Below are 20,498 nucleotides of genomic sequence, written 5' to 3'. Positions count from 1 at the left end.
TCACACCCCCGACAGCTGCAACGGCAATTCCCGCAAGCGCTGGCCGGTCAGGGCGAACACCGCGTTGGCCACTGCCGGCGCCGTGGGCGGCACACCGGCCTCACCGATGCCACCGGGTTTGTCGCTGCTGGGCACGATATGCACCTCCACCACCGGCATTTCGTTGAGCCGCAGCACTTGATAGTCGTGGTAATTGGATTGCACCACTTGCCCGTTCTTGAAGGTCAACTTGCTGTGCAAGGTAAACCCGAGGCCGAAGGTGATGGCCGATTCCATTTGCGCCGCGATGCTCATCGGGTTGACCGCAATGCCGCAATCCACCGCACACACCACCCGATGCACGCGGATCGCCAGGTTGTCCTGGGACACCTCGGCCACCTGGGCGACGTAGCTGCCGAACGACTCATGCACCGCAACACCCAATGCATGGCCGGCCGGCAGTGGCGCCTTCCAGTTGGCTTTCTCGACGGCCAGGTTCAGCACGCCAAGATGCCGCGGATGGTCCTTGAGCAAGGTTCGCCGGTACTCCACCGGGTCCTTGCCGGCCGCTTCTGCCAGTTCGTCGATCAGCGACTCCATCACGAACGCGGTGTGGGTGTGCCCCACCGAGCGCAGCCAGAGCACGCGGATGCCGGTTTGCGGCGAATGCAGTTCAACCTGGTGATTCGCCAACCCTGAAAGGTACGGACTGTCGGCAACCCCTTCGACAGAGGTCTTGTCGATGCCATTCTTGACCATCGTCGCCTCGAACGAGGTGCCCGCCATGATCGACTGCCCGACCATCACATGCTTCCAGGCGATCGGCAGGCCGCCCGCATCGAGCCCGACGCGCGCCTGATGGAGGAACGCGGAGCGGTAGTAGCCGCCGCGAATGTCATCCTCCCGGGACCAGACGGTTTTCACCGGTGCGCCCGCAGCCTTGGCAACTTCCACGGCTTCAGCGACAAAGTCCGAGGTCGGATTGGCCCGGCGACCGAATCCGCCGCCGAGGAACTCGGTGTGAATCTCCACCTGCTCGGGTTTGAGCCCGGTGATTTTCCCGGCGACCATTTGATCCAGGGTCTGGAACTGGGTGCCGGTCCAGATTTCGCATTTGTCTTTGCTGATTTTTACTGTGCAGTTGAGCGGCTCCATCGGCGCGTGGGCCAGGTACGGCACGCTGTATTCGACATCGATGGTCTTCGCCGCTTTACCCAGACCCGCCGCAACATCCCCCGCCTGACTGGCCGAAGCGCCAGGGGTGGCGGCGAGTTTGCGGAAGCTGTCCAGCAGCGTTTGACTGTCGAGCCCGGTGTTCGGCCCCAGGTCCCAATCGACCTTCAATGCATCGCGCCCCAGCTTCGCCGCCCAGTAATGATCGGCAATCACCGCCACCCCGGTGGGCACCTGCACCACTTTGTGTACGCCCGGAATCGACAGCGCTTCGGCGCCTTCGAAGGATTTGACGGTGCCACCGAACACCGGCGAGCGCGCGACCATGGCGGTCATCAGCCCGTCGAACTGCACGTCCATGCCGAACTTGGCGCGGCCGGTGATTTTCTCCGGGGTGTCCAGGCGCTTGGTCGGTTTGCCGATGATTTTCCAGTCCTTGGGCTCCTTGAGCTTGATCGACGCCGGATCCGGCACCGGCAGCTTGCCGGCGTCATCGGCCAGTTCGCCGTAGGTGGCGCGTTGGTCGCCGGCAATCACCACACCCGATTCGGTGCGAATCGCGGAGGGTGCGACGTTGAAGCGTTTGGCCGCCGCCTCAATCAACATCAAACGCGCTGCGGCTCCGGCCTGCCGGTAGCGGTCGAACTCCATCCAGGTCGAGGTCGAACCACCGGTGATCTGCATACCGCCAAACCCAGCCAGACCATATTCGGCGGCCGAAGCGGGTGCATGTACGACGCGGATCTTCGACCAGTCGGCGTCCAGTTCTTCGGCGATCAACATGGTCAGGCCGGTCCAGATGCCCTGGCCCATTTCCGAATGGCCGAGCAGTATGGTGACGCTGTTGTCATTGCCGATCCGTAGAAACGCATTGGGCGCAAAAACATTGCCCTGATTCTCCGCGCCGATCGCAAAGCGATGGCCACCGGGGATAACAAACGCCACCACCAGACCACCGCCCAGCAACGCGCTGCCCTTGAGGAAACCGCGGCGTGACAGAGGATTGAGGCTGTTCATTGTTCGGACTCCCTTCGACGTGGCATCAACCGATTTCTGCGGCGCGTTTGACCGCTGCACGGATCCTTGGGTAGGTGCCGCAGCGGCAGATGTTGCCGGAGAGCGCCTGATCGATGTCGCTGTCGGTGGGTTTGGGAATTTTCGCCAGCAACGCGGCGGCCGACATGATCTGCCCTGACTGGCAGTAGCCGCATTGCACCACATCGAGTTCGGCCCAGGCTTGCTGCACCGGGTGCGAACCGTCGCTGGACAGGCCTTCGATGGTGAGGATTTTTTGCCCATGGGCCACAGCTGTGGCGGGGGTGACGCAGGAGCGCAGCGGCGCGCCGTCGACGTGCACGGTGCAAGCGCCGCACTGGGCCATGCCGCAACCGAATTTGGTGCCGGTCAGGTGCGCGACATCGCGCAGTACCCACAGCAGCGGCATGTCTGCGGGGACATCCAGCGCCTGGTCCTTGCCATTGATGTTGAGGGTCAGCATTGCGAATTTCCTCAGATTCACGGTGTTCTGAACGGGCTCTCTCGGGGCTGCGCCGTTACGCCCTTTGCAGGAGCAGCGTTATCCTTTCAGCTAAGCGCAAATTACCGGGCGAGACGGGTTCATCGACCACCGGTCACACAAAGAAGACCGAGGTAACCCGACGACATCAAGGTTGTTTCACATAAGCCGCGCTGTACTTCTGATACTCACCAAAACCGGTCACTTCTGCGGCGCCGTTCAGCAATTGCAGGCGAAACAGCGGGTCGCCCTCGGGGTTCAGTGCAATAACAAGATTGCCGGCGAGCAACGGGTACTGATGACCGATTTCGACGGGCGGATCCTTGAGTTGAAAAATGCTCAGGTTGACGTCCGCCATCTCCGGGCCGTTGTCGATTGCCGGCAATACTTTGACGGTCAATTCGCCGACGCGCTGATCCTGGACATTGCTCACGAGGTAGCGCCCTTCTCGCTGACTGTCTGCAACCGGCTCGAGTTTTTGCGCAGCAACCTTGAACGCAGTCGGTCTCAAATTGATGCTTAATTGCCGCGAGCCGTTGATCCACGTGCCGGTCTGGCTGCCCTGCTCGTTCGGCGTGCCTTCGACGAACCAGTTGCCGATCATCTGACCGTCGTCGCCCAGTTCACGCAGAACGATTCCACCATCTTCGTAGGTATTGCCCACCAGCCGGATCGGTTTGCCGCTGCCCGTCTTGCTGTAGCGGACTTCCCCGACGTAGACATCCCCCTGACGTTGCCACCACAGTTCAACGGGGATCTTGTCATCGAGGGTGCCGCGCAACATGACAGGCGCTTCACCGATGGGCCCTTCGAGGCGACGACGCTCAGTCCACTGGCCGGACTTCAGTTCACGATCGGTGACGTCCACATAGCCATTAGGCATGAACGGGTTGGCTTCGGAGGGTTTTTGCTCCACCTGTGTTTTCTCGGCCACCTTTACAGGACGGTTGTCCTGTATTTGCCAGGTCGCGCTCTGGTGCCAGCAGCAACCGCTTTTGGACTGGGTGTGCAGGCTTTTGGTAACCGGGTCGATCTCGAACATGCCAAGGTGTTCGTCACGGGTCAGAGCGGAAAAGGATGGACTCAACAGCAGCGTCCGGCTCTGGGGATCGAACAGGTAGATGTCATAGGAAGGACCGCCATAGCCCGCATCATTGCCATTGCGTACGGCAAGATCTTGTTGGCCGTCGAAATTGAAATCGCCGAACAACAGCAGACTTTGATCGGCATACGCCAGGTTGCGGTCGAACTCCGAAGCTTTGCGGCCTGGCTTGAACAGGGCGAACGCTTCGGCTGACTCGATGCGCTGCAGCACCTGCCCGCCGGCCCTTTTGCGCAAGGTGATCAGCGCAGGGGCGCCGTCGAAAGTCTGGGTGGGCGGCTGAGCGAACAGCACGTCAATGACGTATTTCTTCGCGGGATCCGTGAGGTGATACGTCACCGGCCCGGCGCTTACAGCACCGGCAGCCAGCAGACAGGAAACAGCCAGTAAACGAGAGGCAACCATGGCGCAGAGCTTCCTTGCGGCAATCAGGTCGGCAAGTCTAGCGGCTATCGGGTCATCCCGACATTGTTGATTCCGTCGCCAAAGCAAACTCTTTCAACTTGTCGATCTACGGTACGGCCAGACCACCCGAGGCTGACTACGCTGAAAGTCCAGCCTGAGTAATCCGAAGAGGAGCTGCGCCATGCACCGCGTTCAAAAACTCACGCCCTGCCTGTGGTTCGACGATCAAGCCGAGGAGGCCGCGAAGTTCTACTGTGCGATCTTCGATCATTCGAAAATCAGTGCCATTACCCACTACAGTAAGGCCGGCCAGGAGATACATGGCAGGCCCGAAGGTTCGGTGATGACGGTCAGTTTCGAACTGGACGGACAGAGTTTCACCGGCCTCAACGGCGGCCCCCTGTTCAAGTTCAATGAAGCGGTTTCATTCCAGGTCAATTGCCATACTCAGGAAGAAGTCGACCACTTCTGGGGGCGTCTGTCCGCGGGCGGGCCCGTTGAGACTCAGCAATGCGGCTGGCTCAAGGATAAATTCGGCGTGTCCTGGCAGATCGTTCCGGTGGCCCTGACGGACATGATGAAAGACCCCGACACGGCAAAATCCCAACGCGCCATGACGGCGCTGTTGCAGATGAAAAAACTCGATATCGCTGCACTGCAACGAGCCTTTGACGGCGAGAGCTAATACACTTCGCGCTGACCTGCCGAGGACGCTGACCATGAAGCCCGCCGTTGCCAAAGATGCCGACAAAGCCCCGCGCTTCTGGCGCGACGACGCCCTGCCCTTCATCGAAGCCCGTTCCATCGCCGACGGCCGCGAGGTCTGCTACACCCGGCATTCTCACGAGCACTTTTCCATTGGTGCAATCACGGCCGGGTGCAGTACCTATCTCCATGAACAATCGGAATGTCAGGTCAGTGCCGGCACCGTGGTGCTGATGAATCCCGGTGATGTCCACGCCTGCAATCCCCTCGATGACCAACCGTGGTCGTACCTGATGCTGTACGTCGAGACACCCTGGCTGACCGATTTGCAGCATCAGCTCGGTTTCAGCCCGGACTTGGCGTTCCGCCGGTTTTCCATCACTCACGTGGACGACGCCGATCTGTTTGCCGGGCTCAAGGGTTTGTACGACGTGCTGGTCGATGATCAGCACGACATCCTGCGCAAGCACAGCGCCGCGGTGGAGTTTTTCACCGATGTACAGCAGCGCCTCAACCCCGGTGATCAGCCTCTGCGCGAGCCCAATTTCAAACTGGAGCGGGCCGCCGAGTACATCCGCGACAACTTCACGCAATTGCTCAAGCTCGAAGATATTTGCGCGGCTGCTCAGTTGTCGCCTTCCTACCTCATCCGCGCGTTCAAGCAGCATTACGGCATGACGCCCCACGCGTTTGTACTCAACCAGCGAATCCAGTTCGCCCGGGAGCGGTTGCGTCGCGGCAAATTGATTGCCGATGTGGCACTTGAAGCAGGGTTTGCCGATCAGGCGCACTTTCAACGGGTTTTCAAACAGCATCTGGCGGCGACGCCGGGGCAATACCGGAGTTGACATCAGCCGTCACCCCCAAAGGGCAACGCTTAAGCCCGGATCAAATATCCCGCGCATACCACCAAGAGCAACGCCATGCTTCGGTTAAACAACCGCATGCCTTTGGCGTTGCTCAAATACCCGCGCAAAAACGTCCCGGCGTAGACCCAACAGCCGACGGACAGGTAGCAAATCACCAGATACACCGCCGCAAACTGCCAGACCAGCCGCGCCTCGCCATCTGCCACAAAAGCGCCCATACCGGCCACACAGGCCAGCCAGGCTTTCGGGTTGAGCCATTGCATGGCGGCGCCATACAGCATCGAGGGTGTCCGGCCCGATTCCTTCGCATCCAGATCTCCCTTGTCGGCAGCCAACTTGAAGGCCATGTACAACAGGAAAGCCACGCCCGCCCATTGCACCCCCTGCGTCAGCGCTGGCCAGCGCTGCAACACTTCGTGCAGCCCTAACCCCATCAACACCAACAACACGACGAAACCCAGCGTCGCCCCGGCGACATGCCGTTGACTGGCGCGAAAACCAAACTGCGCGCCGCAACTCAACGCCACGATGTTCACTGGCCCTGGCGTTATCGAGGCCACCAGGGCAAATGCCGCCATCGAGATAATCAGACTCATCACAGACCTTCTTCAATTCAGTTGAACAAGGCCCCAAGGTAAAGAGCCACCTGAGGGCTGTATTGAACAAAACGCCCCTCGGTTGACCCTGTGCTGCAATTGCCTGCGGATGAACTACGCTGCCAAAACAACCCCGCAGATTGAAGAAGCGGTGCGCAAAGCCGGTGCGGCAGCGATAAAACCACTGGCGCATACCGACTGACCTTTCTTCGGCGTCCGGCGTCCATATGCTAACCGCTACCACCCGGAATACGCTCCGTGAGAATCAGACAGCCCCTGCTTGCTTTTCTGTTACTCGCCTCGCTGTTTGGTGGCTGTACGACCGTTAATGTCCCTCGCGAACCCAGTCAGGCCCTGCCGGCAATCCATTCGGCGTTCGGCCGTTCGATTCAGGCGCAGGCAGTCCCCCATCAGGGCCGATCGGGCTTTCGCTTGCTCTCCGACAGCGCCGAGGCTTTCACTGCCCGCGCCGAACTGATTCGCAATGCCCAAAGCAGCCTGGATTTGCAGTACTACATCGTTCACGACGGCATCAGCACGCGGGTACTGGTGAGCGAACTGCTCGACGCCGCCGACCGCGGAGTACGGGTGCGGATCCTGCTCGACGACACCACCAGCGATGATCTGGACTGGATCATCGCGACCCTCGCCGTCCATCCGAAGATTCAAATCCGCGTGTTCAATCCGCTGCACCTGGGCCGCAGCACCGTCGTGACACGGACGATGGGCCGGTTGCTCAACCTGTCGCAGCAACACCGGCGCATGCACAACAAACTGTGGGTAGCCGACAACAGCGCGGCCATTGTTGGCGGGCGCAACCTGGGGGACGAGTATTTCGATGCCGAGCCTAACCGCAATTTCACCGACATCGATTTGCTCGGCATCGGCCCGGTCGCCGAACAGTTGGGGCATAGCTTCGACCAGTACTGGAACAGCGCCCTGAGCAAGCCGATCGATCAATTCATCTCGAGTAAACCGACAGCCCGAGACCTGGAAAACACCCGGACCCGGCTGAATGAGTCCCTGGAGGAAACGCGCAAAGAGAATCACGCGCTGTATCAGCAGTTGAAGACCTACACCACTCACCCGCGTCTGAACGTCTGGCGCCGGGAGCTGGTCTGGGCATGGAACCAGGCGCTGTGGGACGCACCGAGCAAGGTGCTGTCCAAGGGCGAGCCTGACCCGCACCTGTTGCTGGCCACCCAGTTGGCACCCGAGCTGAATGGCGTCAGCAAGGAACTGATCATGGTCTCGGCCTACATCGTGCCCGGCCAACCGGGGCTGGTGTACCTGACGGATCGCGCCGATGCCGGCGTGTCGATCAGCTTGCTGACCAACTCACTGGAAGCCACGGATGTACCGGCGACGCACGGTGGTTACGCGCCCTATCGCAAAACCTTGCTGGAGCATGGCGTGCAGCTGTTCGAATTGCGCCGTCAGCCCGACGGCAATGGCAACGGCAACGGCAACGGCAACGGCAACGGCAACGGCAACGGCAACGGCAACGGCAACGGTGGCAGTGGGCCGCGCCCGTTCAACAAGGGGTCATCATCCAATAGCTCCGACTCCAGCCTGCACAGCAAGACAATGATTTTCGACCAGCAGAAAGCCTTCATCGGATCGTTCAATTTCGACTCGCGCTCATTACTGTGGAACACCGAAGTCGGGGTGTTGGTGGACAATCCGGAGCTCGCCAGTCGGGTTCGCGCACTGGCGCTGGAAGGTATGGCGCCAGCGCTCAGCTATCAGGTCCGGCTGGAAAAGGGTCAGATCGTCTGGGTCACCGAAGATGACGGCAAACAGCGCACATTGACCAAGGAACCGGGGAGTTGGTGGCGACACTTCAACTCATGGTTCACCAGCATGATCGGCCTGGAGAAGTTGCTCTAGCTTGAAAAGGTTCTTTACGGGACTCGGAAAAACACACTGCACCTGGACTGATCAGCCGGTGCGAAACGATGGCTGGAATTCTCTGTCGATTTTCCGGTGGAGGCGCTGGGCGACGCGGCTTATGCTCAGCCCATGAACCTACAAAACACTTTGCTTCCGCCCCACGCCGAGATGGTTCGTGCCATGCTCGAACGAGACACCGCCTATGAGGGGGTGTTCTTTACTGCGGTCAAAACCACCGGCATCTTCTGTCGCCCCAGTTGCACGGCGCGCAAGCCGAAACCGGAGAACGTCGAGTTCTTCGCCCATGCCGATGAGTGCATGTCGGCCGGCTACCGCGCCTGTCTGCGTTGCAAACCACTGGACGCGGCGGCCATTGCACCGGATTGGGTGCAGCAGCTGCTCAAATCGGTGGATGCCGACCCCGAGCAGCGCTGGACCGATGCCCAACTGTTGGCCGAGGGCATCGAACCACTGAAGCTGCGCCGCTGGTTCAAGCAGCATTTCGGCATGACCTTTCACGCCTGGCTGCGCACCCGACGCCTCGGCATGGCGTTGGGCGGAATCAAACAGGGCGACTCCATCGACAACGCCGCGTTCGATTCGGGCTACGAGTCCCTGAGCGGGTTTCGCGATGCGTTTCAAAAGTCCTTCAACATCACGCCCGGCCGCGCCGGCAACAGCGAACCACTGCTGTTCACGCGCCTGACCACACCGCTGGGGCCGATGATCGCCATGGCCGAACGACGCGGGCTGGTGCTGCTGGAGTTTCTTGATCGACCAGCGCTGACCAAGGAAGTCGAAGAACTGCAGAATCGATACGGCTACGCGGTTGCGCCAGGACATAACGCGCATTTGCAGCAGATTGAAGCCGAACTGACCGAGTATTTCGCCGGAAAACTCACTGACTTCAACGTTCCACTACACTTGCCTGGCAGCGATTTCGCCCGACAGGTCTGGGCCGAACTGGCGAAGATCCCGTACGGCCAGACCAGCACCTACGGCGCCATTGCGGCGTTATTGGGCAAGCCCGGCGCCAGCCGCGCCGTGGGCCTGGCCAACGGGCATAACCGTCTCTCGATTGTTGTGCCCTGTCACCGGGTGATCGGCGCTGACGGCTCGCTGACCGGCTATGGTGGAGGACAACCGCGTAAGGCGTTCCTGCTCAGGCTGGAAAAAGCAGCGGTGCAGATCACGCAACAACTCGCATTCTGATTACTTTCCGGGTTTCTCAAAAAGTCATAAGGAAGGACATTGATGGACACGCAATTTCACCAACTGCACCACGACGGCTTGCTGATCCTCACCAATGTTGCCGATGCCGCCGGGGCGCGCATCGTGGAGCAACTGGGTTGTAAAGCCGTCGCCACCAGCAGCGCGGCAGTCGCTTGGGCCCACGGTTATCCGGACGGTAACGCCCTGCCCCTCGAGCGTCTGGTATCGACAGTCGAGTCCATCGCCCGGGTGATCTCGGTGCCGTTGACCGTGGACATCGAGGCCGGTTATTCCGATGACCTGACGCGGGTGGCCGAAGTCATTGAGGCGGTAATTGCCGCCGGGGCGGTCGGGATCAATATCGAGGACGGCGCTTCCCCGCCCGAACTGTTGGTACGCAAAATCGAAATCGCTCGGCAGGTTGCTAAGCGCCATAACGTGAAGCTGTTCATCAACGCCCGAACCGATGTGTACCTCAAGAGCCTGGTGCCCGCCGAAGATCGCGTGGCCGAGACGCTCAAGCGCGCCGCGTTGTATCAGGCGGCCGGGGCCGATGGTTTGTTCGCGGCTGGCGTCACGGCCGAGTACGAAATCGCCGCGCTGTGCCAGGGCACTCGGTTGCCGTTGAACGTGCTCGGGCTCCCCGGCTTGCCTTCGCCTGAAGAACTGAAGGCCCTCGGCGTACGCCGTTTGAGCGCGGGGTCACGCATCGCCGAGTTTCTGTATGGCGCCATGAGTGCACTGGCCAAGAGCTTTCTGGAAACGGGGACACTCGACAGCCGTGAGCTGAAGGCCTTCACCTATGGCGAAGTGAACGCCCTGTTGGCGCCGTCCGGGAAAGCTTGACCCATGCCCGACGCCTACCTGCCCGCCACCGAGTTTCTATCGTCCATCGATGACGACTGGCGTCGCCACATTGCCGCCATCGGCCCATGCCTGCACCAGCCCCATGCGGCACGCGATCCTTATGAGTCGCTGGTGCGGGCGATTGCCTATCAGCAGCTGCATGCGAAGGCCGGTGATGCGATTGTCGGTCGGTTGATCGCGTTGTTTGGGACGGGCGCGTTCCCGAGGCCTGAGCAGATTGTCGCGACCGGGTTCGATCAACTGCGCAGTTGCGGCTTTTCCGCCAGCAAGATCGCAACCATTCAGGGCATTGCCCAAGCGGCGCTGGACGGTGTGGTGCCGGATTACGCTGAGGCAATGGCGATGGAGGATGAGGCGCTGGTCGAGCGATTGATTACCTTGCGCGGGGTTGGGCGCTGGACGGTTGAGATGTTGCTGATCTACAGCCTGGAGCGGCCGGATATTTTGCCCGCCGATGACTTTGGCGTGCGTGAGGGATATCGCCGGCTCAAGGGGCTGGAGGTGCAGCCGACGCGCAAGCAGATGATTGAGATCGGGTTGGCGTGGAGCCCTTATCGGACGGTGGCTTCCTGGTATTTGTGGCGGATGACCGGCAAGTAGACCGCGTTATCGTTCTTCGCGAGCAAGCCCGCTCCCACAAGGGGAATGCATTTCAATGTGGGAGCGGGCTTGCTCGCGAAGAGGCCGGACCATTCACCACAAATCCAACTACCCATCACCCTCCCTTATCCGCCATGACTTATCCTCAAACCCGGCGCATGTTGATCCCTCAACCGGAGGGATTCGCCATGCTCAACGCACTCAAACAGATCAACTCAACCTCAGCCTTCAATCGCTGGGCCGGTTTCGAAGTCACTCGTGCCGAGAGCGGCGAAGCCGAGCTCACGATGGCTTTTCGCGAGAGCGATATGGCGCAGTACGCAGGCTTCCTGCACGCAGGGCTGATCGGCGCGCTGCTCGACACCGCCTGCGGATTCGCAGCCGGAACGGTCGCCGGCAATGTGCTGGCCTCACATTTCTCAGTGAACTGCCTGGCACCCGCCATCGGCGAAGTGTTCATCGCTCGGGGGCGGGTGGTAAAGGCCGGCAAGAAACAAGTGTTCGCCCGCGCCGAGTTGTTCGCGCAAACCGGCGATCAGCTGAAACTGGTGGCGACCGGCGACGCGATTCTCGTACCGGTCGAGGGGCGCTGAGGGTCTAGGCTAACTTGGGAACGTTGCAGATTTGACGGAGGTTCCCATGCAGCTCGAAGGTTCCTGCCATTGCGGCGCGGTGTCGTTCAGTTTGACCAGCGCCCACCCCTACCCGTATCAGCGTTGCTATTGCTCGATCTGTCGCAAGACTCAGGGCGGTGGCGGCTACGCGATCAATATTGCCGGTGATGCCAATAGCCTGAAAGTGCGAGGGCGCAAACACGTTGCGATTTACCGTGCGCGGCTCAAGGATGAAGGCCAGAAGCGCGCCCACCGCAGCAGCCTGGAGCGACATTTCTGCACGACCTGCGGCTCGGGCTTATGGATATTCAGCCCCGAGTGGCCAGAGCTGATTCACCCGTTTGCCTCTGCTATCGACACCCCGCTGCCGGTGCCACCGGAGCACACCCACTTGATGCTCGGTTCAAAGGCGCCTTGGGTCGAGGCACAGGTGCAGCCTGGCGATAAACAGTTCGATATTTTTCCCAAAGAATCCATTGCCGAATGGCATGAGCGCCTGGGTTTGAACCGCTAAACCGGTTCACAGTCTTTGACAGTTTCCCGACAAAGCTGTCAAAGATTGCCGCCCGGCAGCCGCCTAGCATGGGCGCATCCAAATTTCCTCGGGTGCTCCCATGTTTCGCTCGCTATCCCTGTCGTTGACTTCGCTGTGCCTGCTCATTCCCGTTGACTCTTTGCGTGCTGAAGACTGGCGCTACACCTTGCGGGCCGGGGCCGCCAGCGTGCCCCGTTACAGCGGCAGTGACGAACGTGTGGTGGCGCCGCTGTTGGGCGCTGAAATCCTCAGCCCTTACGGATTCTTCCTGGACACTGAAAAGGGTCTGGGCTGGGCGTTCGACGAGGAAGATTTCGGCCTCAGCGTGTACATCGGCGCCAGTGATGTGCGCAAGGATCGCAAGACCGGGTTCAAAGGTTCGGATGAGCTCAACGGCATGGGCTCGATCAAGTCACGCCCGGCGCTGGGGCTCGACGGGGCTTACCACATGGGGCCGATTATCCTCGGTGCGAGCTTTGAGCATGCCTTGGAAAAGGACGACGACGATCATGACACCGGCTCGGCGTGGAACCGGTTGAAACTGAGCATCAGCGCACCATTTTATGAAGGTGAGCATGGCAAGGTCGTCGGCAGCCTCAACAGCCAGTTTGGTGACAGTCATTACGTGCGCACCTGGTACGGCGTCAGCGATGCCCAAGCGTCGCGCAGCCAGTTCAGGGCTTATGACACACATGGCGGGCTGGTGAGTCGCGGCGCGGATGTGACCTGGACATTACCCGTCAATGGGCAGTGGCGTGTTTCGACGGTGCTGGCGGTGCAGTATCTGGCGAACGATGCGGCGGACAGTCCGATTGTTGAGCAGCGGATGCAGACATCGTTGGCTGGCCAGGTTGCGTACACCTTTTGACGATGCGGTGTTGCAGATGGCCTCTTCGCGGGCAAGCCCGCTCCCACATTTGGAATGCATTCCCCTGTGGGAGCGGGCTTGCCCGCGAAGGGGTCCGCAAGAGCGGCGCAATTAATCCTGGTGCGCCCAGGTCATGCGAAACGACGCCCCGCCCCACGGCGAATCCGCCACTTCCACTTGCCCGCCATGGGATTGCGACACCCGCCGCACGAGCGCCAGGCCCAGGCCGAAGCCACCGGTGCGGCGGTCGCGACTGGCGTCCAGGCGCGAGAACGGCTCGAAGATTTTCTCCCGCCCGTCCATCGGCACGCCTGGCCCGTCGTCGTTGACCCGCACTTCGTAGTGATCACCGGTGCGAACCAATGACACCTCCACCCGCCCATCGGCATAACGAATGGCATTGCGCAGCAGGTTGATCACCGCCCGGGCCATGAAGCGCGGCTCGATGCGGACCTCATCGACCTGGCACTCGACAATCAGCAATTGCACACCAGCGGCTTCAGCTTCCAGCGCGACGCTGCCGAGCACACTGTCGAGCCAGCTGCTGGCCTGAATGTTTTCCCGAGTGATCACCGTGGCGCCGCGCTCGAGGCTGGCATAGGTGAGCAGTTCGGACACCATCTCTTCGAGCTCGCCGAGGTCGGCGTACATGTCGGCAATCAGTTCACGGTTCTGGGTCGGATCGGGTTGTTGCTTGAGCTGGTCCAGCTCGAAAGACAGTCGGGCAATCGGCGTGCGCAATTCATGGGACACCGCGTTGGTCAGCTCGCGCTGATTGGCAATCAGGCTTTCGATGCGCGCCGCCATCAGGTTGAAATGTTCGGACAGGTCGCGGATGTTCGAGCGCTTGGACAGCTGGATCCGCGATGACAGGTCGTTATCGCCAAAACGCTCGGCCGCCAGACGCAGCTTTTCCAGATCGCGCCAGTGCGGGCGCACCCAGAATAACAACACGAACCCGATCATCACCGCGATCATCAGATAGGCCGCGGCAATGTAGAACGACATCAGACTCGGCTCCGCCGGCAGCATGATGCTGAGCAGTTGCGAACCGTCGTCAATGCGCGAGATGAATTGCGTGTACTTTTCACGAATCACCAGCAGGCCCTGGGCCAACTCGGCTTTCTCCTGATCGCTCAGGGACAATTGGTCGGTCTCGACCAGGCTCAGGCCCAAGCCGTAGTAGGGGCGCACCGCGTCCAGTTGTCGCTCCCGGGCCGCCCCGTCCAGGCCGCGCAACTGCTCGGCCAGCGACCAGGCCTGGCCCCGCACCGCCTCGCGGTTGTAGCTCTGCATCTGACCGTCGAGCAGCGCATTGAACGCGCGATCGACCGTTTGCAGCCCCAGGACCAGGCCAACCGTCATCACCAGAAACAGCCCCAAAAATAACCGCAGCATTCACCGCTCCCACGCAAACGGATTGAACAGATAACCCTTGCCCCATACGGTCTTGATACACAGCGGCTCTCGAGGGTTGTCCTTGAGCTTGCCCCGTAGTTTGCTGATGTAGACGTCAACGCTGCGGTTCAGGCCGTCGAAAGCGATGCCGCGCATGCGGTTGAGAATATCGTCACGGGACAGGATTTTTCCGGCAGCGCTGGCCAGCAACCACAGCAGTTCGAACTCCATGGTGGTGAGTTCGATGCCCTCTCCCGCCAGCCGCACTACCCGGCAGCTGCGGTCGATACTCAGATGGCCGAATTCCAGAGCGCTGCACACGCTGCTGTCCGGCATCTGGCGGCGTTGCAAGGCGCGTAACCGGGCCAGCAGGACCGGCGGCTTGATCGGTTTGATCACATAGTCATCGGCACCGGACTCCAGGCCGAGGATGTGGTCAAGGTCGTCTTCCTTGGCGGTAAGAATGACGATCGGCGTGTCGGACACGCTACGGATCTCGCGGCACACGTGCAGGCCGCTCTGGCCCGGCAGCATCAGGTCGAGCACGACGACTTTCGGTTTGAATTCGAGGAACGCGGCCAATGCGAGGTCGCCGCGGTGCACCTGCCGGACCTCAAAACCATGTTGCGACAGGAAATGCGCGATCAGCCCGGCGAGCTTCTCGTCGTCTTCCACCAGCAGTACTTTGCCAAAACCCAGGCTATCCATAACGACCGTCTGCCAACCCTTGTGAGAAGTGGCCGGCATTATGGCGCCAATCGGTGACCGGACGGTTATCGCAGGCAGCAAAAACCGGCCTCGGGGGCCGGTTTTCGGAGATGTTTCATACTTTTAAGAGTTTTTTACATTTGCCGTCGAAGCATCAGGCGGCCGCTGGCACACCGCTGTGGAAACGAAACTCTACGTCCGGCGACTCGATCAGCTCTTGCTCGGCGGTGCGAACCCTGTCGATCACCTGGGCGATGTCCTTGGCGTCACCGTACTGGTAGGCCAGTTTCAGGTAACCCTGGAAATGCCGGGCCTCGCTTTTCAGCAGGCCGAAATAGAACTTGCCCAAATCTTCATCCAGGTGCGGCACCAGCGCTTCAAAGCGCTCGCAGCTACGGGCTTCGATAAAGGCGCCGACCACCAGGGTGTCCACCAGTTTGACCGGCTCGTGGCTGCGCACCACTTTGCGCAGGCCCGAAGCGTAGCGCCCGGCGGACAGCTGACGCAGCTCGATCTTGCGCTTTTTCATCAGGCGCATGACCTGTTCATGGTGAACCAGCTCTTCCCGGGCCAGTCGCGACATCAGGTTGATCAGATCGACGTGGGAGTGATACTTGGCAATCAGGCTCAACGCGGTACTGGCGGCCTTGAATTCACAGTTTTTGTGATCGATCAGCAAGGTTTCCTGATCAGCCAGCGCGGCCTGAACCCAGCCATCGGGGGTGCGGCAGCCGAGGAACTCGTGAATTTCGGGAAGGATCATGGGGCTCACGGACAAGAGGTTCAAAATCGAAGGGCGCCGATTATACCGGCCTGCCAGCAGACCACCAGTCGCGACCGTTGATATACATCAAGTCCCGAATGGCCAGCCAGCAACTATAGTTGTCCAACGCAGTATTTTTTACTTCATGGAGATCCCGATCATGCAAGCCATTCGCAGCATTCTGGTGGTCCTCGAACCTGAACACTCGGAAAGCCTGGCGCTCAAACGGGCCAAGCTGATTGCCGGCGTGACCCAGGCTCATCTGCATCTGCTGGTCTGCGACCGCAAGCATGACCACAGCGGCATGTTGGGCGTGCTCAAGGCCGCGCTGATAGAGGACGGCTACAGCGTCACCACCGAGCAGGCGTGGAACGAAAGCCTGCACGAAACCATTGTCGATGTGCAGCAGGCTGAAGGCTGCGGACTGGTGATCAAACAACATTACCCCGACAGCCCGCTGAAAAAAGCCCTGCTGACCCCGGCGGACTGGAAACTGCTGCGTTACTGCCCGACGCCGGTGCTGCTGGTCAAAACCTCGAAACCGTGGACTGGCGGGGTCATTCTGGCGGCAATCGATGTCGGTAATACCGATGCCGAACACCGCACCTTGCACGCTTGTATCGTCGATCACGGTTACGACATCGCCAGCCTGGCGAAGGCCCATTTGCACGTGGTCAGCGCCCATCCATCGCCGATGCTGTCGGCGGCCGACCCGACGTTACAGCTCAGCGAAACCATCGAGGCGCGCTATCGCGAACAGTGCAAATCGTTTCAGGCCGAATTCGATATTGATGACGAGCACCTGCATATCGAGGAAGGCCCGGCGGATGTGTTGATTCCGTTCATGGTCCACAAGCTGCAAGCGGCGGTGACGGTGATTGGTACCGTGGCGCGGTCCGGTTTGTCAGGGGCGTTGATCGGCAATACGGCGGAAGTGGTGCTCGATGCGGTGGAGAGCGATGTGCTGGTGCTGAAGCCGGACACGATCATGGACCATCTGGAGGAGATCGTGACCCAGCATTGATATAGGCAGCGCCAATAAGGACGCCTTCGCGGGCAAGCCACGCTCCCACAGGGTTCGTGTCGATCACAACCATTGTGCACGACACAAACCCTGTGGGAGCGTGGCTTGCCCGCGATGCTTTTCAGCCGCCGAACGCGTCTTTGAGGAAACCGGGCGCAATGTAGCGCTGGTAATGCGCCTCGGAGAGCAAAAAGAATTCCCGATCAATGGCATCCCGCAGTTCCGGCAGGTTCCAGTCGCGAAACTCCGGCATCAGCACCATCCCGTAGGCTTCCAGGTTGTTGATGACCCGCGCGCCCCGGGCGATCAACTGATACGCCCAGCAATATTCCGACTGATGCGGCACAAAGCGGATCTTGCGCTGCTCCAGCTGCAGACGCAGGCGCTGGGGATCGAAAACTTCAAGCTTGCTGGCCATCACCTGGGACAGCAATAGCTCAAGACGCAGCCACACCGCGCGCTTTTCCTCCTCGTTGTAACCATTCCAGTTGATCACTTCATGGTGGAAACGCTTGCAGCCTCGGCACACCAAATCACCGTAAACAGTGGAGCAGAGGCCGACGCAGGGGGTCTTGATGGTCTGATTGGGCATAGGTTGGGAGAGCACGGGAAAGCAGAACAGGTCGGCATGTTAGCCCTTTGTCTAACATTCATCACCCCTCAAAGTTCGAGGGCCAACTTACCTTTAAATTTTTTTTGCCGTAGAATCAGCCAGCCTTTTAAGGCGCCAATGTCCGTTAGAAGCTGTTTTCAAAGCGTCACGAGCACAGTCGTTCCTTCAGAGCGGTGTTGGCGAAGGGTTTTTCCAGCGGGGAAAAGCCCAACGCCAACCCTCATCAGCTCCCCGTTCTGCAGGCGTAAAACTTTGAAAGCAGCTTCTGTAAGGAATTGTCGGTAATTCTGGCTAAGCGGCCCACAACGCCACGCAGCGCATGAGTACGGCAATTTCGGGATGAGCGTCCCGGACACCCATTTGGGACCACTGATGAGGGTAATAACTGTGCTTGAAGCCTACCGCAAACATATCGAAGAGCGTGCAGCACTGGGTATCGTTCCCCAGCCGCTAAACGCCGAACAAACTGCAGGCCTGGTCGAGCTGCTGAAGAATCCCCCGGCGGGCGAAGAAGCTTTCCTCGTTGACCTGATCACCAATCGCATTCCGCCAGGTGTGGACGAAGCAGCCTATGTAAAGGCCGGTTTCCTGTCTGCCCTCGCCAAAGGCGAAGCAAAATCCCCTCTGATCGACAAGAAACGCGCTGTTGAACTGCTCGGCACCATGCAGGGCGGCTACAACATCGTGACGCTGGTCAATCTGCTGGAAGACGCCGAACTGGCGCCAGTCGCTGCCGAAGAACTCAAGCACACCCTGCTGATGTTCGACGCTTTCCACGACGTCGCTGAAAAAGCCAAGAACGGCAACGTTCACGCTAAAGGCGTGCTGCAATCCTGGGCTGACGGCGAGTGGTTCAAGAACCGCCCTGTCCTGGCCGACAAGATCAGCCTTCGCGTGTTCAAGGTCACCGGCGAAACCAACACCGACGACCTGTCCCCTGCTCCGGACGCCTGGTCCCGCCCGGACATCCCGCTGCACGCCCTCGCCATGCTGAAAATGGCCCGTGAAGGCATCGTGCCTGACGTCCAGGGCGTCACCGGTCCGATGAAGCAGATCGAAGAAATGCGCAACGCCGGCTTCCCGATCGCCTACGTCGGTGACGTGGTCGGTACCGGTTCTTCGCGTAAATCCGCCACCAACTCGGTGCTGTGGTTCTTCGGCGACGACGTTCCTTTCGTACCGAACAAGCGTGCCGGTGGTTTCTGCTTCGGCAGCAAAATCGCTCCGATCTTCTACAACACCATGGAAGACGCGGGCGCACTGCCAATCGAATTCGACGTTACCAACATGCACATGGGCGACGTGATCGACCTGTACCCGCATGCTGGCAAAGTCTGCAAGCACGGCACTGACGAAGTCCTGACCACCTTCGAAATGAAGACTCCGGTGCTGTTGGACGAAGTTCGCGCTGGCGGCCGGATTCCGCTGATCATCGGTCGCGGCCTGACCGATAAGGCCCGTGCCGAATTGGGCCTGGGCCCTACCGACCTGTTCAAGCTGCCTGAAGCACCTGTCGACACCGGCAAAGGCTTCACCCTGGCACAGAAAATGGTCGGCAAGGCGTGCGGCCTGCCAGAAGGCAAAGGCGTTCGTCCTGGCACCTACTGCGAACCGAAGATGACCACCGTCGGCTCCCAGGACACCACCGGTCCGATGACCCGTGACGAACTGAAAGACCTGGCGTGCCTGGGCTTCTCGACCGATCTGGTGATGCAGTCCTTCTGCCACACCGCGGCGTACCCTAAGCCGATCGACGTGACCACCCATCACACCCTGCCAGACTTCATCATGACCCGCGGCGGCGTTTCCCTGCGTCCGGGCGACGGCATCATCCACAGCTGGCTGAACCGTATGCTGCTGCCGGACACCGTCGGTACCGGTGGTGACTCGCACACCCGTTTCCCGATGGGCATTTCGTTCCCGGCCGGTTCCGGTCTGGTAGCGTTTGCCGCAGCCACTGGCGTTATGCCGCTGGACATGCCGGAATCGATCCTGGTGCGCTTCAAAGGCAAAATGCAACCGGGCGTCACCCTGCGTGACCTGGTTCACGCCATTCCTTACTTCGCGATTCAGGCTGGCCTGCTGACCGTCGAGAAGAAAGGCAAGAAGAACGCCTTCTCCGGCCGCATCCTGGAAATCGAAGGCCTGGACAACCTGAGCATCGAGCAAGCGTTCGAGCTGTCCGACGCCTCGGCCGAACGTTCGGCTGCCGGTTGCACCATCAAGCTGTCGAAAGAGTCGATCACCGAGTACCTGAGCTCCAACGTCACCCTGCTGCGCTGGATGATCGGCGAAGGCTACGGCGATGCGCGCACCCTGGAACGTCGTGCTCAAGCGATGGAAGCCTGGATCGCCAACCCTGAGTTGATGGTTGCCGATGCTGACGCCGAATACGCGGAAATCATCGAAATCGACCTGGCCGACATCAAGGAGCCTGTGCTCTGCGCGCCAAACGATCCGGACGACGCCCGTCTGCTGTCCAGCGTTGCTGGCGAGAAAATCGACGAAGTGTTCATCGGTTCGTGCATGACCAACATCGGCCACTTCCGCGCTGCCGGCAAGTTGCTGGAACAGGTCAAAGGCCAGCTGCCAACCCGTCTGTGGCTATCGCCGCCGACCAAAATGGACGCTCACCAGCTGACCGAAGAAGGCTACTACGGCATCTACGGCAAGGCCGGCGCACGCATGGAAATGCCGGGCTGCTCGCTGTGCATGGGTAACCAGGCACGTGTAGAACCGAACTCCACTGTTGTGTCGACGTCGACCCGTAACTTCCCGAACCGTCTGGGTGACGGCGCGAACGTCTACCTGGCTTCGGCCGAGCTGGCGTCTGTTGCTTCCATCCTGGGTCGCCTGCCGACCGTCGAGGAGTACATGGAATACGCTGGCAAGATCGACAGCATGGCGGCCGATGTCTACCGCTACCTGTCCTTCGACCAGATCGCCGAGTTCCGTGAAGCTGCTGCGAACGCCAACATCCCGGTCGTTCAAGCCTAACGCTGCAACGCAATAAAAAACGCCGCCCATCGTGAGATGAGCGGCGTTTTTTTATGCCTGA

The 20,498-nt window shown here is 60.2% G+C and carries 19 protein-coding genes; 11 read left to right on the top strand and 8 right to left on the bottom strand.

Annotated elements, in window-relative coordinates; all coding sequences use genetic code 11:
• The 3 genes from AC3WP4_RS02180 to AC3WP4_RS02170 form a co-directional block, all read right to left on the bottom strand.
• The gene (locus AC3WP4_RS02180; RefSeq protein ID WP_102616358.1) at positions 1-2,169 is read right to left on the bottom strand and encodes a xanthine dehydrogenase family protein molybdopterin-binding subunit; all 2,169 of its coding nucleotides are present in this window, start codon (positions 2,167-2,169) and stop codon (positions 1-3) included.
• A gap of 25 nt (positions 2,170-2,194) precedes the next feature.
• A complete protein-coding gene (locus tag AC3WP4_RS02175; RefSeq protein WP_074876266.1) occupies positions 2,195-2,650 on the bottom strand; it encodes a (2Fe-2S)-binding protein in 456 nt (151 codons plus the stop codon).
• A gap of 166 nt (positions 2,651-2,816) precedes the next feature.
• Entirely contained in the window at positions 2,817-4,175 is a 1,359-nt protein-coding gene (locus AC3WP4_RS02170) for an XAC2610-related protein (RefSeq protein WP_102616359.1), read from the bottom strand.
• Between the two features lie 181 nt (positions 4,176-4,356).
• Between AC3WP4_RS02170 and AC3WP4_RS02165 the strand changes: the two genes are divergently transcribed.
• Together AC3WP4_RS02165 and AC3WP4_RS02160 are read left to right on the top strand one after the other, a co-directional pair.
• A complete protein-coding gene (locus AC3WP4_RS02165; protein ID WP_102616360.1) occupies positions 4,357-4,860 on the top strand; it encodes a VOC family protein in 504 nt (167 codons plus the stop codon).
• Positions 4,861-4,894: 34 nt separating this feature from the next.
• The gene (locus tag AC3WP4_RS02160) at positions 4,895-5,728 is read left to right on the top strand and encodes a helix-turn-helix transcriptional regulator (protein WP_074876260.1); all 834 of its coding nucleotides are present in this window, start codon (positions 4,895-4,897) and stop codon (positions 5,726-5,728) included.
• Between the two features lie 29 nt (positions 5,729-5,757).
• On the opposite strand, the gene AC3WP4_RS02155 is transcribed toward AC3WP4_RS02160, so the two are convergent.
• Complete coding sequence (locus tag AC3WP4_RS02155; RefSeq protein ID WP_074876258.1) at positions 5,758-6,345, bottom strand: LysE family translocator; 588 nt, start codon at positions 6,343-6,345, stop codon at positions 5,758-5,760.
• Between the two features lie 258 nt (positions 6,346-6,603).
• On the opposite strand from AC3WP4_RS02155, the gene AC3WP4_RS02150 reads away from it, so the two are divergent.
• From AC3WP4_RS02150 to AC3WP4_RS02120, 7 genes are all read left to right on the top strand, one after another.
• A complete protein-coding gene (locus AC3WP4_RS02150) occupies positions 6,604-8,235 on the top strand; it encodes a phospholipase D family protein (RefSeq protein ID WP_102616361.1) in 1,632 nt (543 codons plus the stop codon).
• Positions 8,236-8,367: 132 nt separating this feature from the next.
• Positions 8,368-9,450: a bifunctional transcriptional activator/DNA repair enzyme AdaA gene (locus AC3WP4_RS02145; protein ID WP_102616374.1), complete on the top strand. Its 1,083-nt coding sequence runs from the start codon at positions 8,368-8,370 to the stop codon at positions 9,448-9,450.
• Positions 9,451-9,492: 42 nt separating this feature from the next.
• A complete protein-coding gene (locus AC3WP4_RS02140) occupies positions 9,493-10,296 on the top strand; it encodes an isocitrate lyase/PEP mutase family protein (protein WP_102616362.1) in 804 nt (267 codons plus the stop codon).
• Positions 10,297-10,299: 3 nt separating this feature from the next.
• Positions 10,300-10,917, top strand: a complete 618-nt coding sequence (locus tag AC3WP4_RS02135) for a DNA-3-methyladenine glycosylase family protein (protein ID WP_102616363.1) — start codon at positions 10,300-10,302, stop codon at positions 10,915-10,917.
• A gap of 188 nt (positions 10,918-11,105) precedes the next feature.
• Complete coding sequence (locus tag AC3WP4_RS02130; protein WP_102616364.1) at positions 11,106-11,510, top strand: PaaI family thioesterase; 405 nt, start codon at positions 11,106-11,108, stop codon at positions 11,508-11,510.
• A 46-nt stretch (positions 11,511-11,556) separates the two neighbouring features.
• Positions 11,557-12,045 carry a GFA family protein gene (locus tag AC3WP4_RS02125; protein ID WP_102616365.1) on the top strand — a complete coding sequence of 163 codons (489 nt, stop codon included), beginning with the start codon at positions 11,557-11,559 and terminating at the stop codon, positions 12,043-12,045.
• A 100-nt stretch (positions 12,046-12,145) separates the two neighbouring features.
• The gene (locus tag AC3WP4_RS02120) at positions 12,146-12,934 is read left to right on the top strand and encodes a MipA/OmpV family protein (RefSeq protein ID WP_102616366.1); all 789 of its coding nucleotides are present in this window, start codon (positions 12,146-12,148) and stop codon (positions 12,932-12,934) included.
• A 111-nt stretch (positions 12,935-13,045) separates the two neighbouring features.
• On the opposite strand, the gene AC3WP4_RS02115 is transcribed toward AC3WP4_RS02120, so the two are convergent.
• The 3 genes from AC3WP4_RS02115 to AC3WP4_RS02105 form a co-directional block, all read right to left on the bottom strand.
• Positions 13,046-14,332 (bottom strand): ATP-binding protein, encoded by a 1,287-nt coding sequence (locus AC3WP4_RS02115; protein ID WP_102616367.1) that lies wholly within the window; start codon positions 14,330-14,332, stop codon positions 13,046-13,048.
• Positions 14,333-15,040, bottom strand: a complete 708-nt coding sequence (locus tag AC3WP4_RS02110) for a winged helix-turn-helix domain-containing protein (RefSeq protein WP_102616368.1) — start codon at positions 15,038-15,040, stop codon at positions 14,333-14,335.
• A gap of 154 nt (positions 15,041-15,194) precedes the next feature.
• Positions 15,195-15,803, bottom strand: coding sequence for a MiaE family protein (locus AC3WP4_RS02105; protein WP_074876240.1), 609 nt, complete (start codon positions 15,801-15,803; stop codon positions 15,195-15,197).
• Positions 15,804-15,963: 160 nt separating this feature from the next.
• On the opposite strand from AC3WP4_RS02105, the gene AC3WP4_RS02100 reads away from it, so the two are divergent.
• Positions 15,964-16,827, top strand: a complete 864-nt coding sequence (locus AC3WP4_RS02100) for a universal stress protein (protein ID WP_074876238.1) — start codon at positions 15,964-15,966, stop codon at positions 16,825-16,827.
• A gap of 121 nt (positions 16,828-16,948) precedes the next feature.
• Here AC3WP4_RS02100 and AC3WP4_RS02095 read toward each other — a convergent pair whose 3' ends face one another.
• A complete protein-coding gene (locus AC3WP4_RS02095) occupies positions 16,949-17,419 on the bottom strand; it encodes a DUF1289 domain-containing protein (RefSeq protein WP_008149863.1) in 471 nt (156 codons plus the stop codon).
• A gap of 408 nt (positions 17,420-17,827) precedes the next feature.
• On the opposite strand from AC3WP4_RS02095, the gene acnB reads away from it, so the two are divergent.
• The gene (gene acnB / locus AC3WP4_RS02090) at positions 17,828-20,437 is read left to right on the top strand and encodes a bifunctional aconitate hydratase 2/2-methylisocitrate dehydratase (RefSeq protein WP_076031272.1); all 2,610 of its coding nucleotides are present in this window, start codon (positions 17,828-17,830) and stop codon (positions 20,435-20,437) included.
• Positions 20,438-20,498: the final 61 nt, after the last annotated feature.

It is taken from the genome of Pseudomonas sp. FW305-20, assembly GCF_058788075.1.
This window is presented reverse-complemented; position numbering and strand designations above follow the sequence as displayed.

Coding starts and splice junctions, on each gene's coding strand:
- AC3WP4_RS02105 (WP_074876240.1), bottom strand. CDS start 15,803: ATGATCCTTCCCGAAATTCACGAGTTCCTCGGCTGCCGCACCCCCGAT.
- AC3WP4_RS02115 (WP_102616367.1), bottom strand. CDS start 14,332: ATGCTGCGGTTATTTTTGGGGCTGTTTCTGGTGATGACGGTTGGCCTG.
- AC3WP4_RS02170 (WP_102616359.1), bottom strand. CDS start 4,175: ATGGTTGCCTCTCGTTTACTGGCTGTTTCCTGTCTGCTGGCTGCCGGT.
- AC3WP4_RS02135 (WP_102616363.1), top strand. CDS start 10,300: ATGCCCGACGCCTACCTGCCCGCCACCGAGTTTCTATCGTCCATCGAT.
- AC3WP4_RS02175 (WP_074876266.1), bottom strand. CDS start 2,650: ATGCTGACCCTCAACATCAATGGCAAGGACCAGGCGCTGGATGTCCCC.
- AC3WP4_RS02140 (WP_102616362.1), top strand. CDS start 9,493: ATGGACACGCAATTTCACCAACTGCACCACGACGGCTTGCTGATCCTC.
- AC3WP4_RS02155 (WP_074876258.1), bottom strand. CDS start 6,345: ATGAGTCTGATTATCTCGATGGCGGCATTTGCCCTGGTGGCCTCGATA.
- AC3WP4_RS02125 (WP_102616365.1), top strand. CDS start 11,557: ATGCAGCTCGAAGGTTCCTGCCATTGCGGCGCGGTGTCGTTCAGTTTG.
- AC3WP4_RS02165 (WP_102616360.1), top strand. CDS start 4,357: ATGCACCGCGTTCAAAAACTCACGCCCTGCCTGTGGTTCGACGATCAA.
- AC3WP4_RS02160 (WP_074876260.1), top strand. CDS start 4,895: ATGAAGCCCGCCGTTGCCAAAGATGCCGACAAAGCCCCGCGCTTCTGG.
- AC3WP4_RS02145 (WP_102616374.1), top strand. CDS start 8,368: ATGAACCTACAAAACACTTTGCTTCCGCCCCACGCCGAGATGGTTCGT.
- AC3WP4_RS02095 (WP_008149863.1), bottom strand. CDS start 17,419: ATGCCCAATCAGACCATCAAGACCCCCTGCGTCGGCCTCTGCTCCACT.
- AC3WP4_RS02180 (WP_102616358.1), bottom strand. CDS start 2,169: ATGAACAGCCTCAATCCTCTGTCACGCCGCGGTTTCCTCAAGGGCAGC.
- AC3WP4_RS02120 (WP_102616366.1), top strand. CDS start 12,146: ATGTTTCGCTCGCTATCCCTGTCGTTGACTTCGCTGTGCCTGCTCATT.
- AC3WP4_RS02110 (WP_102616368.1), bottom strand. CDS start 15,040: ATGGATAGCCTGGGTTTTGGCAAAGTACTGCTGGTGGAAGACGACGAG.
- AC3WP4_RS02130 (WP_102616364.1), top strand. CDS start 11,106: ATGCTCAACGCACTCAAACAGATCAACTCAACCTCAGCCTTCAATCGC.
- AC3WP4_RS02100 (WP_074876238.1), top strand. CDS start 15,964: ATGCAAGCCATTCGCAGCATTCTGGTGGTCCTCGAACCTGAACACTCG.